Origin of the sequence: Micromonospora olivasterospora (assembly GCF_007830265.1) — a bacterium.
Classification (GTDB): Bacteria; Actinomycetota; Actinomycetes; order Mycobacteriales; family Micromonosporaceae; genus Micromonospora; species Micromonospora olivasterospora.
Genome location: NZ_VLKE01000001.1, coordinates 3,411,139 through 3,432,000 on the forward strand (window position 1 = coordinate 3,411,139; position 20,862 = coordinate 3,432,000).

16 protein-coding genes, 1 tRNA gene and 1 pseudogene are annotated in these 20,862 nt (G+C 69.8%); 4 read left to right on the forward strand and 14 right to left on the reverse strand.

Annotated elements, in window-relative coordinates; genetic code table 11:
* Positions 1 to 8: 8 nt before the first annotated feature.
* Together JD77_RS15510 and JD77_RS15515 are read right to left on the reverse strand one after the other, a co-directional pair.
* Positions 9 to 863, reverse strand: a complete 855-nt coding sequence (locus JD77_RS15510) for an enoyl-CoA hydratase/isomerase family protein (protein ID WP_170286455.1) — start codon at positions 861 to 863, stop codon at positions 9 to 11.
* A 139-nt stretch (positions 864 to 1,002) separates the two neighbouring features.
* The gene (locus JD77_RS15515; RefSeq protein ID WP_145775036.1) at positions 1,003 to 1,602 is read right to left on the reverse strand and encodes a TetR/AcrR family transcriptional regulator; all 600 of its coding nucleotides are present in this window, start codon (positions 1,600 to 1,602) and stop codon (positions 1,003 to 1,005) included.
* 1,091 nt (positions 1,603 to 2,693) lie between these two features.
* Between JD77_RS15515 and JD77_RS15525 the strand changes: the two genes are divergently transcribed.
* Positions 2,694 to 2,769 (forward strand) — tRNA-Arg (locus JD77_RS15525).
* 514 nt (positions 2,770 to 3,283) lie between these two features.
* On the opposite strand, the gene JD77_RS15535 is transcribed toward JD77_RS15525, so the two are convergent.
* The 6 genes from JD77_RS15535 to JD77_RS15560 form a co-directional block, all read right to left on the reverse strand.
* Positions 3,284 to 4,543, reverse strand: coding sequence for an MFS transporter (locus JD77_RS15535; protein WP_170286456.1), 1,260 nt, complete (start codon positions 4,541 to 4,543; stop codon positions 3,284 to 3,286).
* Entirely contained in the window at positions 4,540 to 5,718 is a 1,179-nt protein-coding gene (locus JD77_RS15540; protein WP_145775039.1) for a GNAT family N-acetyltransferase, read from the reverse strand. Before JD77_RS15540 ends, JD77_RS15535 begins: the two co-directional genes overlap by 4 nt.
* Positions 5,715 to 6,860 carry a methyltransferase domain-containing protein gene (locus JD77_RS15545; RefSeq protein ID WP_170286457.1) on the reverse strand — a complete coding sequence of 382 codons (1,146 nt, stop codon included), beginning with the start codon at positions 6,858 to 6,860 and terminating at the stop codon, positions 5,715 to 5,717. The genes JD77_RS15540 and JD77_RS15545 overlap by 4 nt, the downstream gene beginning before the upstream one ends.
* A 241-nt stretch (positions 6,861 to 7,101) precedes the next feature.
* A complete protein-coding gene (locus tag JD77_RS15550; RefSeq protein ID WP_145775041.1) occupies positions 7,102 to 7,860 on the reverse strand; it encodes a HalD/BesD family halogenase in 759 nt (252 codons plus the stop codon).
* Between the two features lie 113 nt (positions 7,861 to 7,973).
* Positions 7,974 to 9,200 (reverse strand): ATP-grasp domain-containing protein, encoded by a 1,227-nt coding sequence (locus JD77_RS15555; protein WP_145775042.1) that lies wholly within the window; start codon positions 9,198 to 9,200, stop codon positions 7,974 to 7,976.
* 998 nt (positions 9,201 to 10,198) lie between these two features.
* Positions 10,199 to 11,047 carry an SDR family oxidoreductase gene (locus tag JD77_RS15560; protein ID WP_145775043.1) on the reverse strand — a complete coding sequence of 283 codons (849 nt, stop codon included), beginning with the start codon at positions 11,045 to 11,047 and terminating at the stop codon, positions 10,199 to 10,201.
* Positions 11,048 to 11,153: 106 nt separating this feature from the next.
* Here JD77_RS15560 and JD77_RS15565 point away from each other — a divergent pair, with 106 nt between their 5' ends.
* Entirely contained in the window at positions 11,154 to 11,525 is a 372-nt protein-coding gene (locus JD77_RS15565; RefSeq protein WP_145775044.1) for a winged helix-turn-helix transcriptional regulator, read from the forward strand.
* 41 nt (positions 11,526 to 11,566) lie between these two features.
* On the opposite strand, the gene JD77_RS15570 is transcribed toward JD77_RS15565, so the two are convergent.
* Both JD77_RS15570 and JD77_RS15575 read right to left on the reverse strand, forming a co-directional pair.
* On the reverse strand, positions 11,567 to 12,163 hold the full coding sequence (locus JD77_RS15570) for a ClpP family protease (protein WP_145775045.1): 597 nt from the start codon (positions 12,161 to 12,163) through the stop codon (positions 11,567 to 11,569).
* A gap of 327 nt (positions 12,164 to 12,490) precedes the next feature.
* A pseudogene (locus JD77_RS15575) lies at positions 12,491 to 12,737 on the reverse strand (helix-turn-helix domain-containing protein); the annotation flags it as partial.
* 173 nt (positions 12,738 to 12,910) lie between these two features.
* Between JD77_RS15575 and JD77_RS15580 the strand changes: the two are divergent.
* Both JD77_RS15580 and JD77_RS15585 read left to right on the forward strand, forming a co-directional pair.
* Positions 12,911 to 13,927: a potassium channel family protein gene (locus tag JD77_RS15580; RefSeq protein WP_145775046.1), complete on the forward strand. Its 1,017-nt coding sequence runs from the start codon at positions 12,911 to 12,913 to the stop codon at positions 13,925 to 13,927.
* A 316-nt stretch (positions 13,928 to 14,243) separates the two neighbouring features.
* The gene (locus JD77_RS15585; RefSeq protein WP_170286458.1) at positions 14,244 to 16,082 is read left to right on the forward strand and encodes a trypsin-like serine protease; all 1,839 of its coding nucleotides are present in this window, start codon (positions 14,244 to 14,246) and stop codon (positions 16,080 to 16,082) included.
* Between the two features lie 79 nt (positions 16,083 to 16,161).
* Here JD77_RS15585 and JD77_RS15590 read toward each other — a convergent pair whose 3' ends face one another.
* The 4 genes from JD77_RS15590 to JD77_RS15600 all read right to left on the reverse strand — a co-directional run bounded on the left by JD77_RS15590 (position 16,162) and on the right by JD77_RS15600 (position 20,805).
* Positions 16,162 to 17,196 (reverse strand): 2-oxoacid:ferredoxin oxidoreductase subunit beta, encoded by a 1,035-nt coding sequence (locus JD77_RS15590; protein ID WP_145775048.1) that lies wholly within the window; start codon positions 17,194 to 17,196, stop codon positions 16,162 to 16,164.
* The gene (locus JD77_RS15595; protein ID WP_145775049.1) at positions 17,189 to 19,036 is read right to left on the reverse strand and encodes a 2-oxoacid:acceptor oxidoreductase subunit alpha; all 1,848 of its coding nucleotides are present in this window, start codon (positions 19,034 to 19,036) and stop codon (positions 17,189 to 17,191) included. Before JD77_RS15595 ends, JD77_RS15590 begins: the two co-directional genes overlap by 8 nt.
* A 258-nt stretch (positions 19,037 to 19,294) precedes the next feature.
* Positions 19,295 to 19,441: a hypothetical protein gene (locus JD77_RS32105; protein ID WP_170286459.1), complete on the reverse strand. Its 147-nt coding sequence runs from the start codon at positions 19,439 to 19,441 to the stop codon at positions 19,295 to 19,297.
* A gap of 38 nt (positions 19,442 to 19,479) precedes the next feature.
* The gene (locus JD77_RS15600) at positions 19,480 to 20,805 is read right to left on the reverse strand and encodes a hypothetical protein (RefSeq protein WP_211372578.1); all 1,326 of its coding nucleotides are present in this window, start codon (positions 20,803 to 20,805) and stop codon (positions 19,480 to 19,482) included.
* Between the last annotated feature and the right edge of the window lie 57 nt (positions 20,806 to 20,862).

Genomic DNA, 20,862 nt, shown 5'->3' on the forward strand with positions numbered 1-20,862 from the left:
CATCCGCGTTACCAGACCTTGCGCTGGCGGGCGTCGGCGACCAGGTCGGGGTCGGGAATGAGCGCCTTCGACGCCACCGTGGCGAGCGACTGCTGCGAGAAGTGGAAGCCGAAGTCCTCGGCGACGAGCTTGCGCCACGGGCGGTTGAGGATGTTGTGCGTCGCCCAGCGCGCGAACCGCGGGCGCTTCATGATGTCCCGCGCGAGCTGCCATGCCTTGGGTACGAGCTCCTCGCGGGGCAGCACGTCGCTGACGAGCCCGTACTCGAGCGCCTTGCGTGCGGGAATCGAGGTCCCGCCGTAGATGGCGTACGCGGCGCGCTTCGTGCCCATGAGGTGCTGCAGCGCGAGTGCGAGACCGTCACCCGGTGCCGTACCGACCATGAAGTGGGGATCCATGAAGTCGGCGTCCTCTGCCGTGAGCGTCACGTCGCACATGAGCGCGAACTCGGTGTGGATCCCGGGTCCGTTCACCGCCGCGATGGTGGGGATGTCGATGTTGTTGACGAAGTTCTCGATCAGCTTCCACGCGTCGATCGTCTGCTGGAAGATGTAGTCCGGCGTTTCTTCGACGAGCGGCTTGGGCCAGGTCTGTCGCGGGTCGCCCTGGAACCAGGTCTCTCCCGTGCCCGTGATGATGAGCACGTGATTTTCGGGGTCGTTCCCCACGTCCTGCCATACGCGGTTCCAAGCGTTGTGGGCGGCCCAGTTGTGCACGTACGGTCCGCCGTCCGTGTGCAGGCGCAGTTCGAGGATGCCGTCCTCTCGGCGCATCTCGAAGAAGTCGGCGTAGCGCCGCGAGTACTCCTCGAGGGGCGTGGGGGCCACATGGCCGTCCCATCCGAAGCTCGACGTGTCCACCATGGTGAGTCCCTTCGTCGAAGCGAGCCGTTCCCGCCCACTAATGAGACAACCTATCTCTCTAAGAGGAGCGACCGTGCGTATCCGGACGAACATCGCAGGGAATGGACACTGACTGGTCGATCGACGAAGATTCCGAGGCTCAGTCGCGGTGATTCCGCCACAATCCGGCTACGACGAGTTCGACGATCTCGCGTGCGTCGGTGAGCGTGAAGGGTCGCGACCGGCGCAGGACGAACCATTGCACGGGGCCTGCGAGCATCATGTTGACGAAAGGTGCATCGACGGGCGGTAGCTGCTCGGCCTCGGCTGCCCGGTCGAGGCGCCGCTGCAGGTCGTCGGTGCGACGATCGAGGAGTTCGAGCCCCATGCGGTGCAGCCCGCCTCCCTCGTCGACGCGTCGGAGGAGGATCTGCAGGACTGCACGACCCGTCGGCGTGGCAGAGGCCTCCGCGAATGCATGCAGGAATGTCGTGAGGTCGTGGACGACGTCGCCGGTGTCGGCGATCGGCACCGACGCCTCGGCGAACCGGGCGAGCACGTCGCGAAGGAGATCGTCTCGGTTCGACCACCGTCGGTAGACCGTCGCGCGCCCGACCTTTGCGCGGGCGGCGAGCTCTTCGTACTGCAGTCCGTCGACGCCCTTCTCGGCGAGGATGTCGAGCGCTGCGGCCGACAGCCGTTCGGTGACCTGACGCGTTCGCCCGCCGGGGCGACGCGCCCGTGATCCGTCCCCAGTCATGCGCCCTGGCCCTCCGTTCGACGCCTCCCGACCTTATCCATCGCGCGACGGCTTCCGGAAACCCGCAGCCGACAATTTCCGTCTCGCTCGCGCTTTTGGGTGAGAGTGAGGATTACTGCGCCACGTAGGTGATGAGTGCCCAGTTCCTGCATCTTCGACGCACCGGAACTCCTTCACACAAGAATGACCGAAATGGCGCAGCAGGGTTGGCAGGGTGCGTTCCTGCGCCGCGGGGGTCTGTTGCGTTGGTACACCAGCCCTTCCGGTTTCGCGGTCGCTCTCGACAAGCGCACCGTCCAGATCCTCCGCGAACACGACGGCGCTACGAGATCAACAATCCCGCCGCGAGGCGGCCGGAAAACCCTGGGTCGACTCCGGCTACGTGTTCGTCCGCAAGCCCGGCAGCCCCATCCACCCCGGCTATGCCAACGGCCGGTTCCGGCTGCTGGTCAAACAGGCCGGTTCCCGCCAGTCCGGCTGCACGAGCTGCGCCACGACGCCGCGTCCCTCGCCCATGAAGCCGGAGCCGACCTCAAGACCCTGCGAGACATGCTCGGACACTCCAGCATCGGGTTACCGCCGACACCTACACCGGCGTCCTACCCCTGGCCCAGCGGTGCAGCGCAGACGCCACCGCCCACCTGGTCCTCGCCGCCGCCCACCGCACCCGCAGCAAGATCCGGAAGAAAGCCACCGCAACCGACTCGAGGCTCCAGGTCAAGAACCCACAAAAGGCCGCAGGTAAGGCGGCGGCTGCCTCTCTGCCCAGGTTTCCGGCTGATGGGTGGGAGAGCGGGCTTGATGCGAGCAATCCCGCCACGGCCCCGCCGGGCGGGGCCGCTCGCGATGCTGCCCGCAACGGCTTGGTGGCCATCGATGATGTGTGGGATGTGTGCTCTCCAGCAGGTGCCAACGCGGGTCAACTGATGCCGCTCCTGGTCAACCCAGGCCGCCGATCGTGGCCGCCGACGTGATCCGTGTGGTCGGCGTGTGGTCATGGCCCGGCGTGACCAGCCCGGACGACGTAGGTCAACGCGGGTCACTCCCTGCCGCTGCGTGCCGCCCCGCAGGTCGCTAGACTAGGCCCTCGCGCCCTCGTAGCTCAGGGGATAGAGCATCGGTTTCCTAAACCGTGTGTCGCAGGTTCGAATCCTGCCGGGGGCACCAGCATGAGGTCCTGATCAGCAGTAAGCCGGTCGGGGCCTAGATGCTTATCTATGCGATTTTGAATCGTCCCCCGAAAAACCCGGTAACCCGGTGGGTGTCAAGCCCCGGGTTTGATGGAGATCACACCGAGTGGTGTTCGCCCTTGCCGACATCCAGGCCCAGGAACACCGCGTAGCCTCACCGTGGCACGTCCTGTCTCGTCACAGGCGCCAAGAGGGGGTGGGCTTGGGCCCGGTCACCGGTATGGTGCCGACCGCCGGCACCCACGTTACGAGGAGATCTACCGGAAGGCGACCCGGTCCCTATCAGCGGTCGGACGGCGCCACCAGGCCCGGCGACAACACCCCCCGGATCATGCGAACGACAGGGGCAACCAGTCATACCGGGCCAGGTGACCAGGCAGTCGCTGACGGGGACCACGAAAAAGGTAACGAGGGCGAGGGGCACTGCGTCTACCCGGACAGGCTAACCGGTCCGTCGGCGAGCGCGGCGTTGCCGGCCGGTCGGCAGGACCTCAGGTGCCCCCGATCGGCACCGCCTCCGGCGTCCCGGTCGCGGCCGCCTGGGTCACCGCGGCGCGTCGGGGGGCCGCGAGCCAGATGATGACGATCCAGAGCAGCGCACACCCGCCGGCGATCACAAAGCTCAGCCCGTAGCTGCCGGTCGTGGAGTAACTGAAGCCACCGAACCAGGTCGCGAAGGCTGAGCCGATGGCGCTGGCAACCTGGAAGAAGCCGATTGCCCGAGCGAGGCGGGAACCGGTGAAGAGATCGCCGACGGCGGCGATCCGGGCTCCAATGATCATGCCAACCCCGGAGCCGAGCAGAAGAATGGCCAGGACCAGCAACGGTGTCGGCGGTAGGATCCAGAGTAGGCCGAGACCCGCGAGGAAGGCGATCGCGCCGACAGTGGCGGTAAACTCCCGGTTTGTGCGGTCGGAGAGCACGCCGCCGAGCAGTTGACCGCCGGCGTAACTCAGGCCGGTCATGCCCAGCAGGAGCCCGGAGATCGCGACACCGTGCCCCTCGGTGGTCAGAAATGGCACGATGGTCTGGAAGGTGAAGAAGTCGGTGACGCTAGCGGTCAGGGCGGCGAGGCAGACTAACCAGAACACCGGACTACGGAACAGGTTCGTCGCGCGTTCCATCGGCGTCGGCGTCTCCTCGATCACCGCGCCGGCGGCCCCGGGCTGGTCCATGAAGAGGAAGCCGACCGTGCCCAGCGCGGCGAGGCAGCCGGCCACCAGATAGCCGCCGCGCCAGCCGTACTCCTGAACAACGAGGGCGAGCAGCGAGAAGAGCAGGAAGTTGCCGACCCCGAGGCAGGCGTACGCGATTCCGGTCGCTCGGCCCCGGTCCTCGGCGTAGCCGCTGGTGATGATCACCTGGCTGGCCACGACGAGCATCGTCGTCGCTGGCGCCAACACCACCATGTAGAGAAGGTAGAACTGCCACAGCTCGGTCGGCAGCGACGCCGCCGCCACGGCCGCCGCGAAGAGCGGCAGGAAGATCAAGATGATCCGGCGTGCGCCGTAGCGGCCGACGACACGTCCCGCGAACGGGCCGGCGACCATGCTGGCGAGCAGGTACCCCGCGAACATCCCGGACGCCTGCGCGCGGTCCAACCCGAGATCGACCACGAACGACGAGTAGAAAATGGAAAAGCCTTCCACCACTCCGAACACGGTGGCGAGCACGATCCCGCTGGCGAACGCGACCCGCCAGCGGCTCAGGAATCCTTGGCGCCTCCGGCGCGTCTCGTCAGCGGCGGTCACTGGTGGATGGCCGGAGCTAGTGAACGGGGAAACCGGGGCGGGCCGAGCAGGGGCGCCGGGGGGATAAGGTCGACCGCCTCGTACGCCTCCGCGATCCGCTGCCGGGTGCGGCAGTTCGATTCGAGCGCCTCGGCCCCGCCGGTAAGCATCTCCCGGCTGGCGTCGTCGGTCGCGTCGAACCATGAGACCAGGAGCTGAGGGTGGAATCCCATCCGGACCTTGAAGCCGTACATGCTGCGGCCCATCTCGATGCGCCGGACACCCAGTCGCTCCGCGAGATCCAACGTGTTGGCGTAGAGCGCGTAGTAGGTGGCGTATTCCTTGTGGAAGTCGTAGTTCAGGCCGGCGATCCACGCGTACAGGGTGTCAGCGCGGTGCAGCAGGATGAACCCACCCAGCAGCACGTCGTCCTTCCAGATGGTCAGGAAGTGCAACTGCTCACGAAGGTGCCGGAAGATGCTGCGGATGTTGTCGGGCGGGTTGATCGTAGGGATGCCGTGGCGGGCGCAGACATCCTCCACGAGCCCGGCGAACGCATCGACGTATCCGGGGTCCACATCCGTGCGTACCGTGACGCCCAGGCGCTCCGAACGACGACGCAGCCGGCCGAACTCCCGGCGAACCTTGTTCTTGAGACCGGCTAGATGCGCCTCGGCGGTGCCCACGAAGTTCACCCCGCTGGTCGCCTCGGTGTAGATGCTCACGAAGCCGAGGCGGTCGAGTTCGTCGCAGAGCGGATCTGTCTCCGGCACGCCGGGAAAGCCGTAAAGCGGGCTGCCGAGGTCGGTGGCGACCTCGCGCATCGTCGCGACCAGTCCGGGCGCGACCTCGGCGGCCGGCAGCGTGGAACAGATCCCGTTGAAGTATGAGTAGAACGAGTGCCCGACGAGCATCCGGGCCCGCAGGATCGGGTGATCGAATCCGTAGTCCGGCCCGTAGCCGGTGTAGTGCGGGTCCTCCGACGCGTAGTACATCGGAGCGACGGCCCGCAGCTTGCCATTCTCGCGCCACACCAGGTGGCGGACGGCGTGCAGCGGCGCGGGCGGCTCCTTCTCATAGGCACTGAGCCACTCGACCGTGGAGAAGACGGAACCCCCTGCTGCGTCGACCACCTCGTTCCATTCCGTTGGATCGACGTGATCGATGGAGTCAATGACCTGCCAGCCGTCGCTCATGCACTCCTCATTCCACTACGGCCTTCGGCTGCGGGTGCGTTCACGCCGACGACTGGAATCAGCAGGGACATCCGGACCATGGCCCGGGTGATTGCCGAGACCGCCAACACCGCCGCCGCCTGATCGAGCGGCTTGCCGGCGTCAGAGAGCGACGATGCGATCTGACGCTCGGTAGCCCCCTGACCGAGGTCATAATATATGCGCTCCAGATGAGCCGAAGCATCCTGGATGGCGCTGAGGCCCGCCACCGACCAGAACTCGTCGGGCATCCGCCGCAGTTCGGCACCGACCTTCAGCGCCAACTCCTCGACGGGCAGGCTCCGGCCGGTGCCCCGGTACGACTGCCGCGCATCGATCAGGTCCGGAGCGGGCACGTGGGCGCGTATGCCGCTGCCGTTTCGTCGGATCCGCAGCGTCGAACAGTGGTAGTGGGTCCAGCCCCGCTCCGCGCAGCGCCGCTGCAACTCCTCGGTGATCTCCTCGGCGTCGCGCTGACCGTCCAGCGTGGAGGCACGCGCCGCGGTGATGGCATTGCGCACCAGCATCGGCACGGCACTGTCGGTAACGACGAGGATGTCGCAGCCCGGTGGCATGAGGCCGGCGAGCTCGGTCACGGCGATCGGCGTCCGCGGGCCACCTGGGCACTGGAAGCGCATGACCAGGCTGTCGGCGGTGCTCATGGTGGCGTACCACCGCCAGAGCGCCCGAATCAGCCGCAGCCCGTCCGGACCGCCGTCTCCTGCCGTCGGGTACGGCACCCCGTCCGGTACTGGCACTCCGGGCAGGTTGGCCACCACGGCGTCGTACCCGTCGCCGCGGTCCAGGTCGAGAAAGTCGCCCACCTCGGCCCGGCAGTCGGCCACGCCGGAATTGAGCGCCGCCGATATTCTGAACGCCTCGACCGCCGCTGGCAGCACGTCGAGCCCGTGTACCTGGTGGGCGGTGCGGGCGGCTGCCATGCTCGCGAGGCCCGATCCGCAGCCGATGTCCAGCACTCGCCCGCGCGGCGCCGCGGCGAGCACTGCGGAGGCGAAGCGCAGCGAATCCTCGCCGATGTGGATGTCGCCGGTGCCGGAACCGTACTCCCGGTGGCCGGCGGCGAGGACGCCACGGAACGCCGTTACCGCCCACGACGCGGCCACCAGCCGGTCGGATTCCCGCCGGCCCAGGCCGAGCTGAACGATCAGCTCGGCCTGGGCCGGGTCGACCGCGCCGGCGGGCACCTCGACGCCGAGGTGCAACAGTCGCAGAAGGCTCGCCCCCGGCGGCACGACCTCGGCTGGAAGCCATGGCTCCCAGACGTTTAGGTGCCGGGAGCGGGCTAGCTCGATCGTGGCGGCGAAGGCCGCGCTGGCGAGGCCGGTTCCGGTCATGGGGACCCGCTCAGTCTTCGTGCCTGGCGTGCGACTCTGGATAGAGCGCCGCCATCGACGAGTGGTCGACCGGGCGCTGCAGGTCCGCCTCGGTGGCGAACGAGTAGCAGACGATCATTCGCTCGTCCGCCACCGACAGTGGCTTGACCCGGTGCAGCGCGGTGTCCGCCTTCAGCAGGTACGCCGCGCCGACGCCCGGGTGCCGGGTCCAGACCGGGCCCTGCGCAACGAGCTTCTCCGGCTGCGGGTTCTCCCGGTCCCACGGGGCGTCCTTGATGTATTCGAGGCTGCCGCCGTGCTCGGCCGGGGGCATCTTGAACACCCAGACGATCGCCCATGTGTAGTCGTCCCAGTGCCAGCCGTGCACGTCGTTCGGCTCGTGCAGCCGCGACGCGATGTACTCCTCCGGGGTGTAGGGCACCGGCAGCACCCGCTCGCCGACGATGCTCTCCAGCAGCTCGTACAGTGCCGGCGCGCGGTAGATCGCCGGAATGATACCGCCGTCCTGGTGGATCGCGTCTCGGTCGATGTTGCTGTAGCGCCGCGGGGTGTTGCCGGACTGGGCGACGATGAGGTCGCGGCGGCGGGCGTTCGCCGCGAAGAGAGCCTCGAGCTCGGTGTGGGCGGCGGCCTGCAGATCTTCCGGTACGAACGGGTCGATTTCGATGTAGTGCTCGGTCTTGTAGCGATCGCGGAGGTCGGACAGCTGTCCGGCGAATCCCGCGAAGTGCTTCTCCAATCGGTCGTTGACGTTGAGTGTCAAGGTCATCGAATTTCCCTCCGCTAAACCATTACCCGGGCCGTTTCTGGACACCAAAAAAGCCTTGCGGGCCCGCATCATCGAGAGCCTGCTCGCCCGGAAATTCGGAACCGAGGTTGAATTCAGCCGACGATCGGATCGGCTGAGATGTGCAGGGAGCGTTCCAGCTCGTCCAGTCGTTGCTCGCACTCTGCCTCGTTCGCGCCGGTCACTATCGCGTATCCGACACGATCGAGGAAGCCGTGGGGTGGCAGGCGCAGAACATCGCCGTCCGTCGCCTCGATCACAAACGACACCAGCCATTCCGGTGCCGCCGCGGCGACCTCGCTGGACGCCGACCGGAAAACCATGTCCTTACCGGGGGAGAAAAACCGGACCGCCGCCGCCGGTGCCACCGGCTCCCGGGCCGCCGGCGCCGGCCGGCCCATCGCGGCAGCCGCCGCAGCGACAGTCAGATCGACGCCGGTGGCGAGGAGCACCAGCAGCGGGATGACGTCGCCGGCCGGCCGCGCGGCTACTTCGATCACCCGGGGGCCGACCGCGCCCAGCCGGATCTCGGTGTGCGTCGCACCCCACTGGATGCCGAGCGCCCGCTGTGCCCGCTCGGCCAGCCGCGCGATCTCCTCCGGCACCGGACCGCCGACCACCACGTGACCGGACTCCTCGAACCACGGCGGTGGCACCAGCCTCTTGCGAGTCATCGCCACGGTCTGCACCTCACCGGCCCTGACCAGTGACTCAACGCTGACCTCTGGACCTTCGACGTACTCCTCGACCAAGATTGCGTTCGAAACAGCGCCATACTCAGCCCGCCCCGAGGCCCGGCACCTGCGGTACGCCTCACGCAGCTCGTTCGGTTGCCGCACCAGCACCACGCCGATGCTGCCCGCCAGATCGACTGGCTTGAGGACCAGCGGAAAGCCGGTTCTCTGGGCCGCGGCCGTCACCTCGGCCAGTGTGGTGGCCGCGACGCTGACCGGAGAGGCGACCCCGGCCGCCTCGAAGGCCGCCCGCATCTGCCGCTTGTCCCGGCACCGGGCGGCGGCCGCTGGCGAGGAACCCCGCAGTCTCAACTCTGCGGCGACCCGGGCGGCCGACTCCACGCTGAACTCGTCGTAGGTCACCACACCGGCCAGGCCCATCGGCCCGCTGTCTCGTAATGCCGCCAAAGTCGCCAATGGATCACGCGGGTCGGCGAGCACCAACGTGTGAATGTGTGGCGTCGCCCACTTTGGCTCTTGCGGGGCAACCAGTACGAGATCGCAGAATTCTCCGAGTGCCGTTAATGCGTACTCGCGATAATAGGGATCTCCGGCACCCAGTAGCACGCAAAGGCCCCTGGTGTCCACGATGTCCCCCCCCCGGGTTTGACGCGGTGCTCCTGCCCCGATAGATCAGATTGTCTAGAGGCGATGGTTACGCTAGCAGGAAGGAGTTGCGGAAAGTGTGCCCCATTTGACAGCGAGGCTAGTCAGGACGGGGATCGGTCACTTTTGGTGATGGTTCGTTGTGGGGTTGTCGTTGGCCGGCCCCGCGAGGTGACGGACCATCGCCAGTGCTGTCACCCGGAGTGGGTGATCGATCCGGCATTCGGGGTGATGGCCTTCGATGCGCACTCTCGGTGACGGGCACCGATATGAGGGTGTCGACTGTATCACTCACTGTGTCTTGCATCGTGAGAAGAGAGATCTCCGGTACCGGCCCCCGAACTCCCGCAGCGGGCGTCGTGGAGGACGGCGCACGCCTCGATCTCCATTGGCGCGTCCGGCTCGACGCTGATGCGGGGTGATACATAGCGGCGGTCCCCGGCGCGATCAATCGCAGCCGCGGTCGCCGTGGCCGCCCACGACCACGCCGGACCGTTTCGTTGCGCCCTCGGCCGGCGAACTGGGTTCTCTGTTCGCCCCTCTACCGCCAGCGTGCCTGCTGGCGCTGCGCAGTTCTGTGACGTGCCCCCCGGCAGGCACCAGCTGCGCCATCATTCTGGTCCGGGACCCGCCAGGGACCGGGATATCGCAACCGACTCGAACGGTAGCCAAGGAGGAGCGTCGGCCCTTCGTTGATGGGCGGGAGTCGTAACGATCAGAACCCACTGGGCTGGCCTTGTTATTGCGTCTCGCCACCCCCATTGCCCTCGCGGGGAACAGGGATGAGGTGAGGAAATGCTTGATCACTTTGGTGCCCCCGGCAGGGCGCCAACCTGCGCCATCATTCCCGGCCCGGTCCCAGGATCCTCCAGGCCCGGGTCTCCGCCGAGGCCGAGCTGTGGATCCCGGTGGGACGCACCGCGTGAGGACGGGCCGGCCCGCCCGTGGTCGCGGGGGACACGGGCGGGCCGGTGGCGTACTCAGCGGGCCGCGCGCAGCGCCTCGGCGAGGGTGGTGGGCCGCCGGCCGATCAGCGTCGCCAGGTCGTCGCCCTCGACGTACAGCTCGCCTCCGGCGATGCCCCGGTCGCTGTCGGCGAGGACCGCGGCGAACGGCTCGGGCACACCGGCCCCGACCAGCACCTCGGTGTACTTCTCCACCGGCAGGTCGACGTAGCCGATCTCCCGGCCGGTCTGCCGGGACAGTTCCGCGGCCAGCTCGGCGAGCGTGAACGGCGCGCCGCCCAGCTCGTACACCCGGCCGGGCTCCCCGGCGCCGGTGAGGACCGCGGCGGCGGCCTCGGCGTAGTCCTCGCGGGTGGCGGCGCTGACCCGCCCCTCACCCGCCGCGCCGGCCACCCCGTGCTCGAGGTACGTCGGGAGCTGGCCGGTGTAGTTCTCCAGGTACCAGCTGTTGCGCAGGATCATGTGCGGCAGGCCGGACGCGGTTAGCTCCCGCTCGGTCTCCCGGTGCTCCCGGGCCAGGATCATGGTGGAGGTGTCGGCCCGGGTGATGCTGGTGTAGACGACCAGCCCGACGCCGGCCTCGCGGGCAGCGGCGATCACGTTGTGGTGCTGGGCCACCCGCTGCCCGACCTCGCTGCCGGAGACGAACATCAGCTTGTCGGCGCCGGCGAACGCGGCCCGCAGCGAGTCGGGGTCGGTGTAGTCGGCCTGTCGCACGACGACCCCGCGCTGGGCGAGGTCGGCGAGCCGGCCGGTGTCCCGGCCGAGCGCCACGATCTCCCCGGCCGGTACGCCCCGGCGGAGCAGCGCGGAGACGATCAGCCGGCCGAGGTGGCCGGTGGCACCGGTGACGACGATGGACATGCTGGGACTCCCTGAGTGTGCGGACGATCCGTCTCCCCGACCAACGGGAAGGAATCCCCGATACTTCCCGTTGGAGAGTAGGCACCTTGAAGTAAGCCACTTACCGATGGAGAGTAATAAGGTGAAGCCCGACATCTTCGCCCGGAACTGCGGGAGCCGGCAGGTCGTCGACAGGATCGGCGACCGGTGGAGCGTACTCGTGGTGCTCACCCTGGCCGACGGCCGCAAGCGCTTCGGCGAGCTGGCCCAGCGCATCGAGGGGGTGAGCCAGAAGATGCTCACCCAGACCGTGCGCGGGCTGGAGCGCGACGGCCTGGTCACCCGCACGGTGCACGCCACCGTGCCGCCCCGGGTCGACTACGAGCTCACCGACCTCGGCCGCAGCCTGCTCGACCTGGTTTCCGGGCTGGAGGCGTGGGCGACCACGCACCTCGGGGAGGTCGAGGCGGCCCGCGCCCGGTACGACGCCCGCGGCTGACGCCGGATCGGGCGGGAACCGGCGCCGGCCGCCGCCTCCGCTCAGGACGGCAGTTCGCCCGCGTGGCGGATCACCTTGTCGATCAGGCCGTACTCGCGGGCCTGCTCCGGGGTGAACCAGCGGTCGCGGTCCCAGTCCCGCTGGATCTCGTCGAGGGTGCGCCCGCTGTGCTGGGCGATCAGCTCCTGCATCGTCCGCTTGGTGTGCAGCATGTTCTCGGCCTGGATGGTGATGTCGGCGACGGTGCCGCCGAACCCGCCCGACGGCTGGTGCATCATGATCCGCGAGTGCGGCAGCGCGAACCGCTTCCCGGCCGCACCCGCACAGAGCAGGAACTGCCCCATCGAGCCGGCGAAGCCGAGCGCCAGGGTGGCCACGTCGTTGCGGACGTACCGCATGGTGTCGTATACCGCCATTCCGGCGCTGACCGAGCCGCCCGGCGAGTTGATGTAGAGGAAGATGTCGCGCTCGCTGTCCTCGGCGGCCAGCAGCAGGATCTGCGCGCAGATCTGGTTGGCCGACTCGTCGGTGACCTCGGTGCCGAGGAAGACGATGCGTTCCCGCAGCAGCCGCTGGAAGACCTGGTCGCCGAAGGACGGCTGCCCGCCGTCCAGCATCAGTACGTCGTACCTGATCATGTCGACCTCCACCGTGCCGGTGGGCGGCGTCGGCCGCCCGGGGACCGGCCCGTCCAGCGTGCGCCCGGCGCACGCCGCCGCCCCAGCGGTTCTGCCGCCGGCAGATCCGCCGACGGCAGAACGCCGCTCAGCCGGCGACCGGCCGCAGGGTGCCCGCGCCGGCCCGCGGGCAGTGCGCGAACCGGGTGGTACGCGGGCCGACGACGAGCGAGGCGCCGGGCAGCGTCGGCCGCTGACCGCCCGCGCGCTCCAGCCGGGCCAGCCGGACCCCGTGGCGGGGGAGCGGCAGGTGCGCGGCGGGCGTCCCGGCGGCCGACCGCGGCCCCACCGGGGTACGCGGCTCCAGCCGGCGGAGGTCGTCGCGGGCCTCTTCGAGCAGGTCGGACAGGCGGATGCCGAGCGCGCGGCAGATCGCCGCCAGCACCTCCGACGACGCCTCCTTGCGGCCCCGCTCGACCTCGGACAGGTAGGGCAGCGACACCCCGGCCGCCTCCGCGACCTCGCGCAGCGTGCGGCCCTGCCGGGTCCTGATCCGGCGCAGTACCCCGCCGATCACCCGTCGCAGCAACGACATGACGGCCTCGCTCTCGCCTCGTCCCTCCGCCGACAGCCTCATCATGCCCGTCCGTGAGCCCGCTGGCAGTACCGGTCGGCCGGCGGGGCGCCGACCGGCACCCCGGGATGCGGAACCGCGCGTACCCGCTATGTTGAGCACGTGCAGGCCACGGACGCGGAGCAGGAGCTACGGTGATCCATTTTCCCGCCCAGCGGCGGGGCCCGCTGAGCGCGCTGAGCCTGCGCCTGGCCGCCGCCGTGGGCCTGGTGTTCGCGGTCGTCGCCGCGGTCTACCTCGACCGGGACGGCTACCGCGACGTCAACGAGGACGGCCTCACCCTCCTCGACTGCTTCTACTACGCGGTGGTCTCCCTCTCCACCACCGGGTACGGCGACATCACCCCGGCGGCGCAGTCCGCACGGCTGGTCAACGTCCTCTTCGTCACCCCGGCCCGGGTGCTCTTCCTGATCATCCTGGTCGGCACCACCCTGGAAGTCCTGACCGAGCAGTACCGGACCGGCCGTCGCCTGTCGCGGTGGAGGAGAAGCGTGAAGGACCACGTCATCATCTGCGGCTACGGCACCAAGGGCCGCAGCGCGGTCTCCGCGCTGCTGGAGAATGGTATGGACAAGTCCCGGATCGTGGTGGTCGAGCGCAGCGCCGCCGCGCTGCGGCAGGCCACCTCGGCCGGGCTGGTCGCGATCGAGGGCTCGGCGACGCGCTCCTCGGTGCTCAACGAGGCGCACGTGAAGACCGCGAAGGCGGTCATCATCGCGACCGACAGCGACGACGCCGCCGTCCTGGTGGCGCTCACCGTCCGTCAGCTCACCGCCGGGCAGGTGCGGATCATCGCCGGGGCCCGGGAGGCCGAGAACGCGCCGCTGCTCAAGCAGAGCGGCGCCCACCATGTGATCGTCTCCTCCGCCACCGCGGGTCGGCTGCTGGGCCTGTCGACGTCGGCGCCGCCGCTGATCGACGTGGTGGAGGATCTGCTCACCCCCGGTCAGGGCATGGCGCTGGCCATGCGCTCCGCCGAGCGCGGCGAGGTGGGTCGCTCACCCCGCGAGCTGGACAGCCTGGTCATCGCGCTGGTCCGCCGTGGGCGGGTGGTCACCCTGACCGATCGGGCCGGCGCGACCATCGAGACGGGCGACATGCTCGTGTACGTCCGCGACGACCGCCCTCAGCCGACGGGCGTGCCGGGCTGAGCCGGCTCCTCGCGGGTGCGACCACCCGATCGACGTACCCGGATATGCGGTCTCGGCCACGAAATACCGTCCTGTTGAATCTTCCTTCGCAGCCGAGTGCTTGCTACCGTTTGGCCGCTTGGAATTGCCAATGGGCGTGGCATCCGTTTGCCGTCGGCGCCCTCTGACTGGCTTGAGCAACGGGGGATCCAACAGGACGCACGGGGGCGCACACGCCCCGGGCCCGTCGTCGTCTCCCCGCTCGATCGACGCTCCGCATGTCGGCAGTTTCGAGTGCCTCGTTAATCGAACGACGGGAAGAAATTTAGTGGTTGAAGTGGCAAACACCGCAGGATCCCGCCGGCGGCGGGTGGCCGGGATCGTGGCCGGCCTCGCTCTCGGCAGCGCGGCGGTCGTCGCGCCGAACACGGTCGCCCAGGCGGCCGCCCCGGCGGACGGCGTGCAGGCGACGAGCGGCGTCCAGAGCGGGAACCGGACGACCTCGTCGAGCAACTACCGGGCGGGCACGTTCACCCCGCCCGCACCGGGCGCCTACGGGCCCCGGTTCCAGGCGCCGCTTCCGTCCACCCGGATCACCGGCGGCACTCTGGCCAACGTGTCCAACTACAAGTCCGTCGTCGGCGTCGTCACCTACGACAGCACGGGCGTCGGTTGGTGCACCGGCACGGTCATCGCCCGGAACAAGGTGCTGACCGCGGCGCACTGCACCGTCGACTTCGTCGGCACCGCGCGCGTGATCGCCGGCCGTAACCAGCTTCTCACCGAGCTTCCGGACGGGAACTGGGGCATCCCCGACAACAGCGGTGGGTACGTGCTCGAGGTCGCCTCGACCTGGACTCACCAGGGTTACAACCTGGCCGCCCTGATCAACGGGACCGCCGACAAGATCCTCGACGATGTCGCGGTGCTCACGCTCAAGCAGAACCTCCCCGTGGAGTACACGCCGGTCACCCTGAGCGAGCAGGGCGACCAGACGTACTACGCGCCCGACACCGCCGGCGAAATCGTCGGCTACGGGGTGGACAGCGAGATCGCGAACGACCCCAACGACCCGGAGGGGGACGACGACCCCGCCGACGAGACGGTGCTCCGCCGGGCCGCGGTGACCATGAAGGCCAACGAGGTCTGCGGGCGGTACGGGCACTACGACGCCAACCGGATGATCTGCGCCGGCGGCGACATGCGGGAAGACGAGAGCGTCACCACCGACACCTGCGGCGGTGACTCCGGCGGTCCGCTGTTCGTGAACGGCAAGCAGGTCGGCATCACCGACTGGGGCTACATCCCGTGTGGCAGCTTCCCCGGCTTCTACGAGCGGATCAGCTACTACGCGAACTCGATCAAGGCCGACCTGACCCGTCCGGCCCTGGTGAACGCGGACTGGACCGGCGACGGCCACACCGACCTGATCGCGCGCGACACCAGCGGCAGGCTCCGCCTCTTCACGGGCCGGGGCTTCAGCAACGACGGCAACGGTGGCTTCGTCTCCTCGAAGATCATCAACTCTGGCTGGGGCAGCGCCAAGCGGGTCTTCCGGGTCTACAACTGGAACGGCGACCGCAAACCGTCCATCATGGCGGTGAACACGCTCGGCGAGCTGTGGATCTACAACAACGACGGGAAGGGCGGCATCCTCAGCGGCAAGCGGATCGGCACCGGCTGGGGCAACTTCACCGCCCTGATGGTGACCAACAACTGGCTGGGCAACAACCTGCCGAGCCTGCTTGTCCGCAAGTCGAACGGCGAGCTGTGGCGCTACACGAGCAACGGTAGCGGCGGCTGGCTGAACCCGGCGGGCACCCGGATCGGCACCGGCTGGAACGGGTTCAACCTGTTCCTCACCCCGGGCGCCTGGAAGGGCGACGGGCTCGATGTCATCATCGGCCGCACCTCGACCGGCTACCTGAAGATGTACCAGTCGGACGGCAAGGGCGGCTGGACCAACCCGGCCGGCACCCAGATCGGCAGCGGCTGGGGCAGCTACAAGAACATCATCACGCCGGGCGACTGGAACGGCGACAACATGATGGACATGCTCGGCGTCAACAGCACCTACAGCATGCGGCTCTACACCACCGACGGCAAGGGCAACTGGATCGACGCCAGCGGCAAGGTGATCTCCAGCGGCTGGAGCAGCTACAACCTGGTCTTCTGACCGGACCGTCGCGGACGGAAAGGACAGGGCCCGCAACCTGCGAAGGTTGCGGGCCCTGTCCCGTGTCGCGGGGAACCACTCAGAGGATCGTCCAGGTGTCGCCGCTGGCGAGCAGGCCCGCGAGCTGCTGCTCCGGGGTCTCGGTGCCCTTGGCCTTCGCCGCCTCGACCTGGTCCTGCACCACGCTGTCGTACGACGGGCGGTCGACCGAGCGGAACACACCGATCGGGGTGTTGCGCAGGTCGAGCCCGGGCAGCCGGGACAGCGCGAACGCGTACGCCGGATCGTTGACCGTCGCGTCGTGTACGACGACCTCCTCCGGGGCGACCGACGCGGTCTCCCGGACCTCCAGCCCGAAACCGCCCGGCGGGTGGACGACGCAGAACTGCCCGTCCTTGCCGAACGTGATCGGCTGCCCGTGCTCCAGCCGGATCAGGAAGTCGTCCCGGGTGGCCGGTTCCTTCAGCGGGTCGAACGCCCCGTCGTTGAAGATGTTGCAGTTCTGGTAGATCTCCACGAACGCTGAGCCCTGGTGCTCCGCCGCCGCCCGCAGCACCGACTGCAGGTGCTTGCGGTCGGAGTCGATGGTCCGGGCGACGAAGGTCGCCTCGGCGCCCAGAGCGAGCGAGAGCGGGTTGAACGGCGCGTCCGCCGAGCCGACCGGGGTCGACTTGGTGATCTTGCCGACCTCGGAGGTGGGCGAGTACTGCCCCTTGGTCAGGCCGTAGATCCGGTTGTTGAACAGCAGGATCTTGAGGTTGACGTTGCGGCGCAGCGCGTGGATCAGGTGGTTGCCGCCGATCGACAGCGCGTCGCCGTCGCCGGTGACCACCCAGACCGACAGGTCCGGCCGGGTGACGGACAGGCCGGTGGCGATCGCCGGGGCACGCCCGTGGATCGAGTGCATCCCGTAGGTGTTCATGTAGTACGGGAAGCGCGACGAGCAGCCGATGCCGGAGACGAAGACGATCCGCTCGCGCGGGATGTTCAGCTCCGGCATGAAGCCCTGGACCGCGGCGAGGACCGCGTAGTCACCGCAGCCGGGGCACCAGCGCACCTCCTGGTCGGACTTGAAGTCCTTGGCGGTGAGCTTGAGGGCGACGGGCTCAGACATTCTTCAGGACCTCTTCCAGCATCGTCTCCAGCTCGGCGGCGGTGAACGGCAGGCCACGGACCTGGTTGTAGCCGATCGCGTCGACGAGGTACTTGGACCGGATCACCTGGGCGAGCTGACCGAGGTTCATCTCGGGGATGACCACCCGGTCGTAGGCGTGCAGCACCTGGCCGAGGTTGGCGGGCATCGGGGCCAGGTGCCGCAGGTGCGCCTGGGCGACGGAGAGGCCCCGCTGACGCAGGCCCCGGCACGCCGCGCCGATCGGCCCGTACGTCGAGCCCCAGCCGAGCACCAGCACGCGGGCGTCGCCGTCCGGGTCGTCGACCTCGACGTCCGGCACGGGGATGGTCTCGATCCGGGCGGCCCGGGTACGCACCATGAAGTCGTGGTTCGCCGGGTCGTACGAGATGTCGCCGGTCTTGTCGGCCTTCTCCAGCCCGCCGATCCGGTGCTCCAGGCCGGGGGTGCCCGGGACGGCCCACGGCCGGGCGAGGGTCTCCGGGTCCCGCAGGTACGGCAGGAACGTGGTGCCGTCCTCGCCGTTGGGCGCGGTGGCGAAGTCGACCCGCAGGTCGGGCAGGGACTCCACGTCCGGCAGCAGCCACGGCTCCGAGCCGTTGGCGACGTAGTTGTCGGACAGCAGGATCACCGGGGTGCGGTAGGTCAGTGCGATCCGGGCCGCCTCGATGGCCGCGTGGAAGCAGTCCGCGGGCGACTTCGGCGCGATGACCGCGACCGGGGCCTCGCCGTGCCGGCCGTACAGGGCCATGTTGAGGTCGGCCTGCTCGGTCTTGGTCGGCATACCGGTGGACGGCCCGGCGCGCTGCACGTCCACGATGACCAGCGGCAGCTCCAGCGCCACAGCCAGCGAGATCGTCTCGCTCTTGAGCGCGACGCCCGGCCCGCTGGTCGTGGTGACGCCGAGCGACCCGCCGTACGAGGCACCGAGCGCCGCCCCGACGGCCGCGATCTCGTCCTCGGCCTGCATGGTGACCACGCCGAACCGCTTGTGCTTGCTCAGTTCGTGCAGGATGTCCGACGCCGGGGTGATCGGGTACGCGCCGAGGAAGACCGGCAGCCCGGAACGGACGCCGGCGGCAACCAGGCCCAGGGAGAGCGCCTGGTTGCCGGTGATGTTGCGGTAGGTGCCCGACACCATCTTCGCCGGCTTGACCTCGTACCGGACCGAGAAGTCCTCGGTCGTCTCGCCGAAGTTCCAGCCCGCCCGGAAGGCGGCCACGTTCGCCGCGACCAGCTCGGGACGGGCGGCGAACTTGCGCCCGAGGAAGCGCAGCGTCGACTCGTACGGCCGGGAGTACATCCAGGAGAGCAGGCCGAGGGCGAACATGTTCTTGGCCCGCTCGGCGTCCTTCTTGGACACGGCGTGCTCGGCCAGGGCCCCGATGGTCATCGAGGTGAGGGCGACCGGGTGCACCACGTACCCGGCGAGGGAGTCGTCGTCCAGCGGGCTGGTCTGGTATCCGACCTTGGCCAGGTTGCGCTTGGTGAACTCGTCGGTGTTGACGATGATGTCGGCGCCGCGCGGCAGGTCGGCCAGGTTGGCCTTGAGCGCGGCCGGGTTCATCGCCACCAGCACGTTCGGCGCGTCGCCCGGGGTGAGGATGTCGTAGTCGGCGAAGTGCACCTGGAAGCTAGACACGCCCGGCAGCGTGCCTGCGGGTGCCCGGATCTCGGCGGGGAAGTTGGGCAGCGTGGAGATGTCGTTGCCCAGCTGCGCGGTCTCCGAGGTGAACCGGTCGCCGGTCAGCTGCATGCCGTCGCCGGAGTCGCCGGCGAACCGGATGACCACGCGGTCGAGTTGACGGATCTGCTTGGTCACGCCTGCACCTCGCTTCGCTCAGCGCGGTCGCGCGGGCGGGTGAACATGATGGTGACCTCGCCTTGCCCGGCCACGTGACCTCCTTGACGCACCGCTGCACCGCACCGCCCGTGGCTGGTCCGGTCCGCTGTAGTTCTCTCTCCCAAGAGCCTACGTCGCACGGCGGTCCCATCCTGTCCGGAGGTCCGCCCAGTGGACCGGATTCCGGCCCTATATGTCCGCGATCGTGCCACTACGCCCAGGCCGTCGTAACCAGAATCACCGGGTCTCGATCGCGCCGCGGGCCGCCTCGTCCAGCCGGCGGCCCCGGTTCGGGCCGCTCGGAATCGCCGGGTCTCGATCTGGCCTCGACTTGGCCTCGACCCGGACGCCGAGCCGCTCCGCCCCGGCCGGGTCCCCGGGCACCGGCGCGGGCCCCGGGACGGCAGCGGTGGGTCGGCGCGTCAGTCCGCGGGGGTCGGCGCCGGTGCGGGATCGCCCGGGGCGGCCAGCCGGCGGCGCAGCGAGACGACGGCCAGCCCGAGTGTCAGCGCCACCAGCAGCCCGGAGACCGCGATCAGGGCGAGGGCGGCGTGCCGCACGGAACCGCCCGCGCCGAAGAAGCCCGGATCGGCGGCGGCGATCATCCCCGGCGAGCCGACCGGCGCGGGCGTGGCAACGGCCACCGTCTCCGTCGCGGCGGCGGTGATCCGGAAGCTCATCTGCACCTGCCGGGTCCGGCCGCTGCCGGGGTCGAGCCGGCCGACCACCGCGCCGGCCAGCGGCGCGTCCCGCTGGGCCTGGGCGGTCGCCGCCAGCGGGAGCCGCAGGACGGCGGTGTCGCCGGAGGGCACGGTGCCGACGTCGCACCGGGTACGGGTCGCGCTGACCGCGGCGCAGCCCGCGGGCGGGACGGGAACGCTGACGCCGGTGGGCAGGACCACCTCGACCCGGCCGGCGGCGTCGACCCGGCCGGTGTTGCCGAGCCGGACGTCCAGTTCGCTGGCGTTCGCGCCGATGTCGAAGGCGACCTCCCCCGCCCGCAACGCGATGCCCGGCACCGGCGGCCCGGGCGGGAAGAGCACCGCGAAGCCCTGCTTGTCCCCGGCCGATCCGCGCACCCCGGGGGCGGTCGCGCTGACCCGGACCGTGCCGCTCAGCGGCATCCGGCGCCAGGCGGCGGCGTCGACGCGTACCCGGAGCAGGGCGCTGAACCGGGCGCCCGGCGCGGTCCTCCACTCGCCGCAGCGGTGGTCGCCGCCGCCCGTCGGGGAACAGCCGGCGGTGCCGGCGTCCGTGAGGCCGGGTGGCAGCGTGTACGTCAGGCGCATCCGCTGCGCCACGTCGCCCGTGTTGGCGACGGTGACGCGCAGGGTGGTCGTCGTGCGCCTGGCCTTCCAGTACGCCTCGCCCAGCCGCACGTCCCCCGTCGTGACCCGGACGCCGAGCCGGGGCGAGGCCGGCGGGTTCGCGCCGGGCGCCGAGGTGCGGGCGGGTGTGGAGGGGGCCGGCGGCGGCGCGGCGGTGGTGGTCGGCGCGGTGGGGGACGGCGTCGGGGGGACGGGCTCGGTAGGCGTGGGCGCCGGGGCGGTCGTCTCCGGAGGTGGCGGCACGGTCGACGGCGGGTCGGTGGGCGCCGGGTCGGTCGTGGGGGGCTCGCCCGGCGTGCCGCCGCCCGGCTCTTCGGCCGGATCGGTCGCCGCCACCGCCACGGCGGTCGCCGCCACCGCCACGGCGGTCGCCGCCACCGCCACGGCGGTCGCCGCCACCGCCACGGCGGTCGCCGCCACCGCCACGGCGGTCGCCCGCCGACGGGACGGCCGCCGGGCCGCCCGGGACCGCGACCG

Bases quoted from the DNA above. Each gene is read 5' to 3' on its own strand.
- JD77_RS15510 (WP_170286455.1), bottom strand. From the start codon at position 863: ATGGTGGACACGTCGAGCTTCGGATGGGACGGCCATGTGGCCCCCACG.
- JD77_RS15540 (WP_145775039.1), bottom strand. From the start codon at position 5,718: ATGAGCGACGGCTGGCAGGTCATTGACTCCATCGATCACGTCGATCCA.
- JD77_RS15560 (WP_145775043.1), bottom strand. From the start codon at position 11,047: ATGTCCATCGTCGTCACCGGTGCCACCGGCCACCTCGGCCGGCTGATC.
- JD77_RS15550 (WP_145775041.1), bottom strand. From the start codon at position 7,860: ATGACCTTGACACTCAACGTCAACGACCGATTGGAGAAGCACTTCGCG.
- JD77_RS15515 (WP_145775036.1), bottom strand. From the start codon at position 1,602: ATGACTGGGGACGGATCACGGGCGCGTCGCCCCGGCGGGCGAACGCGT.
- JD77_RS15570 (WP_145775045.1), bottom strand. From the start codon at position 12,163: ATGATCAGGTACGACGTACTGATGCTGGACGGCGGGCAGCCGTCCTTC.
- JD77_RS15590 (WP_145775048.1), bottom strand. From the start codon at position 17,196: ATGTCTGAGCCCGTCGCCCTCAAGCTCACCGCCAAGGACTTCAAGTCC.
- JD77_RS15565 (WP_145775044.1), top strand. From the start codon at position 11,154: ATGGAGAGTAATAAGGTGAAGCCCGACATCTTCGCCCGGAACTGCGGG.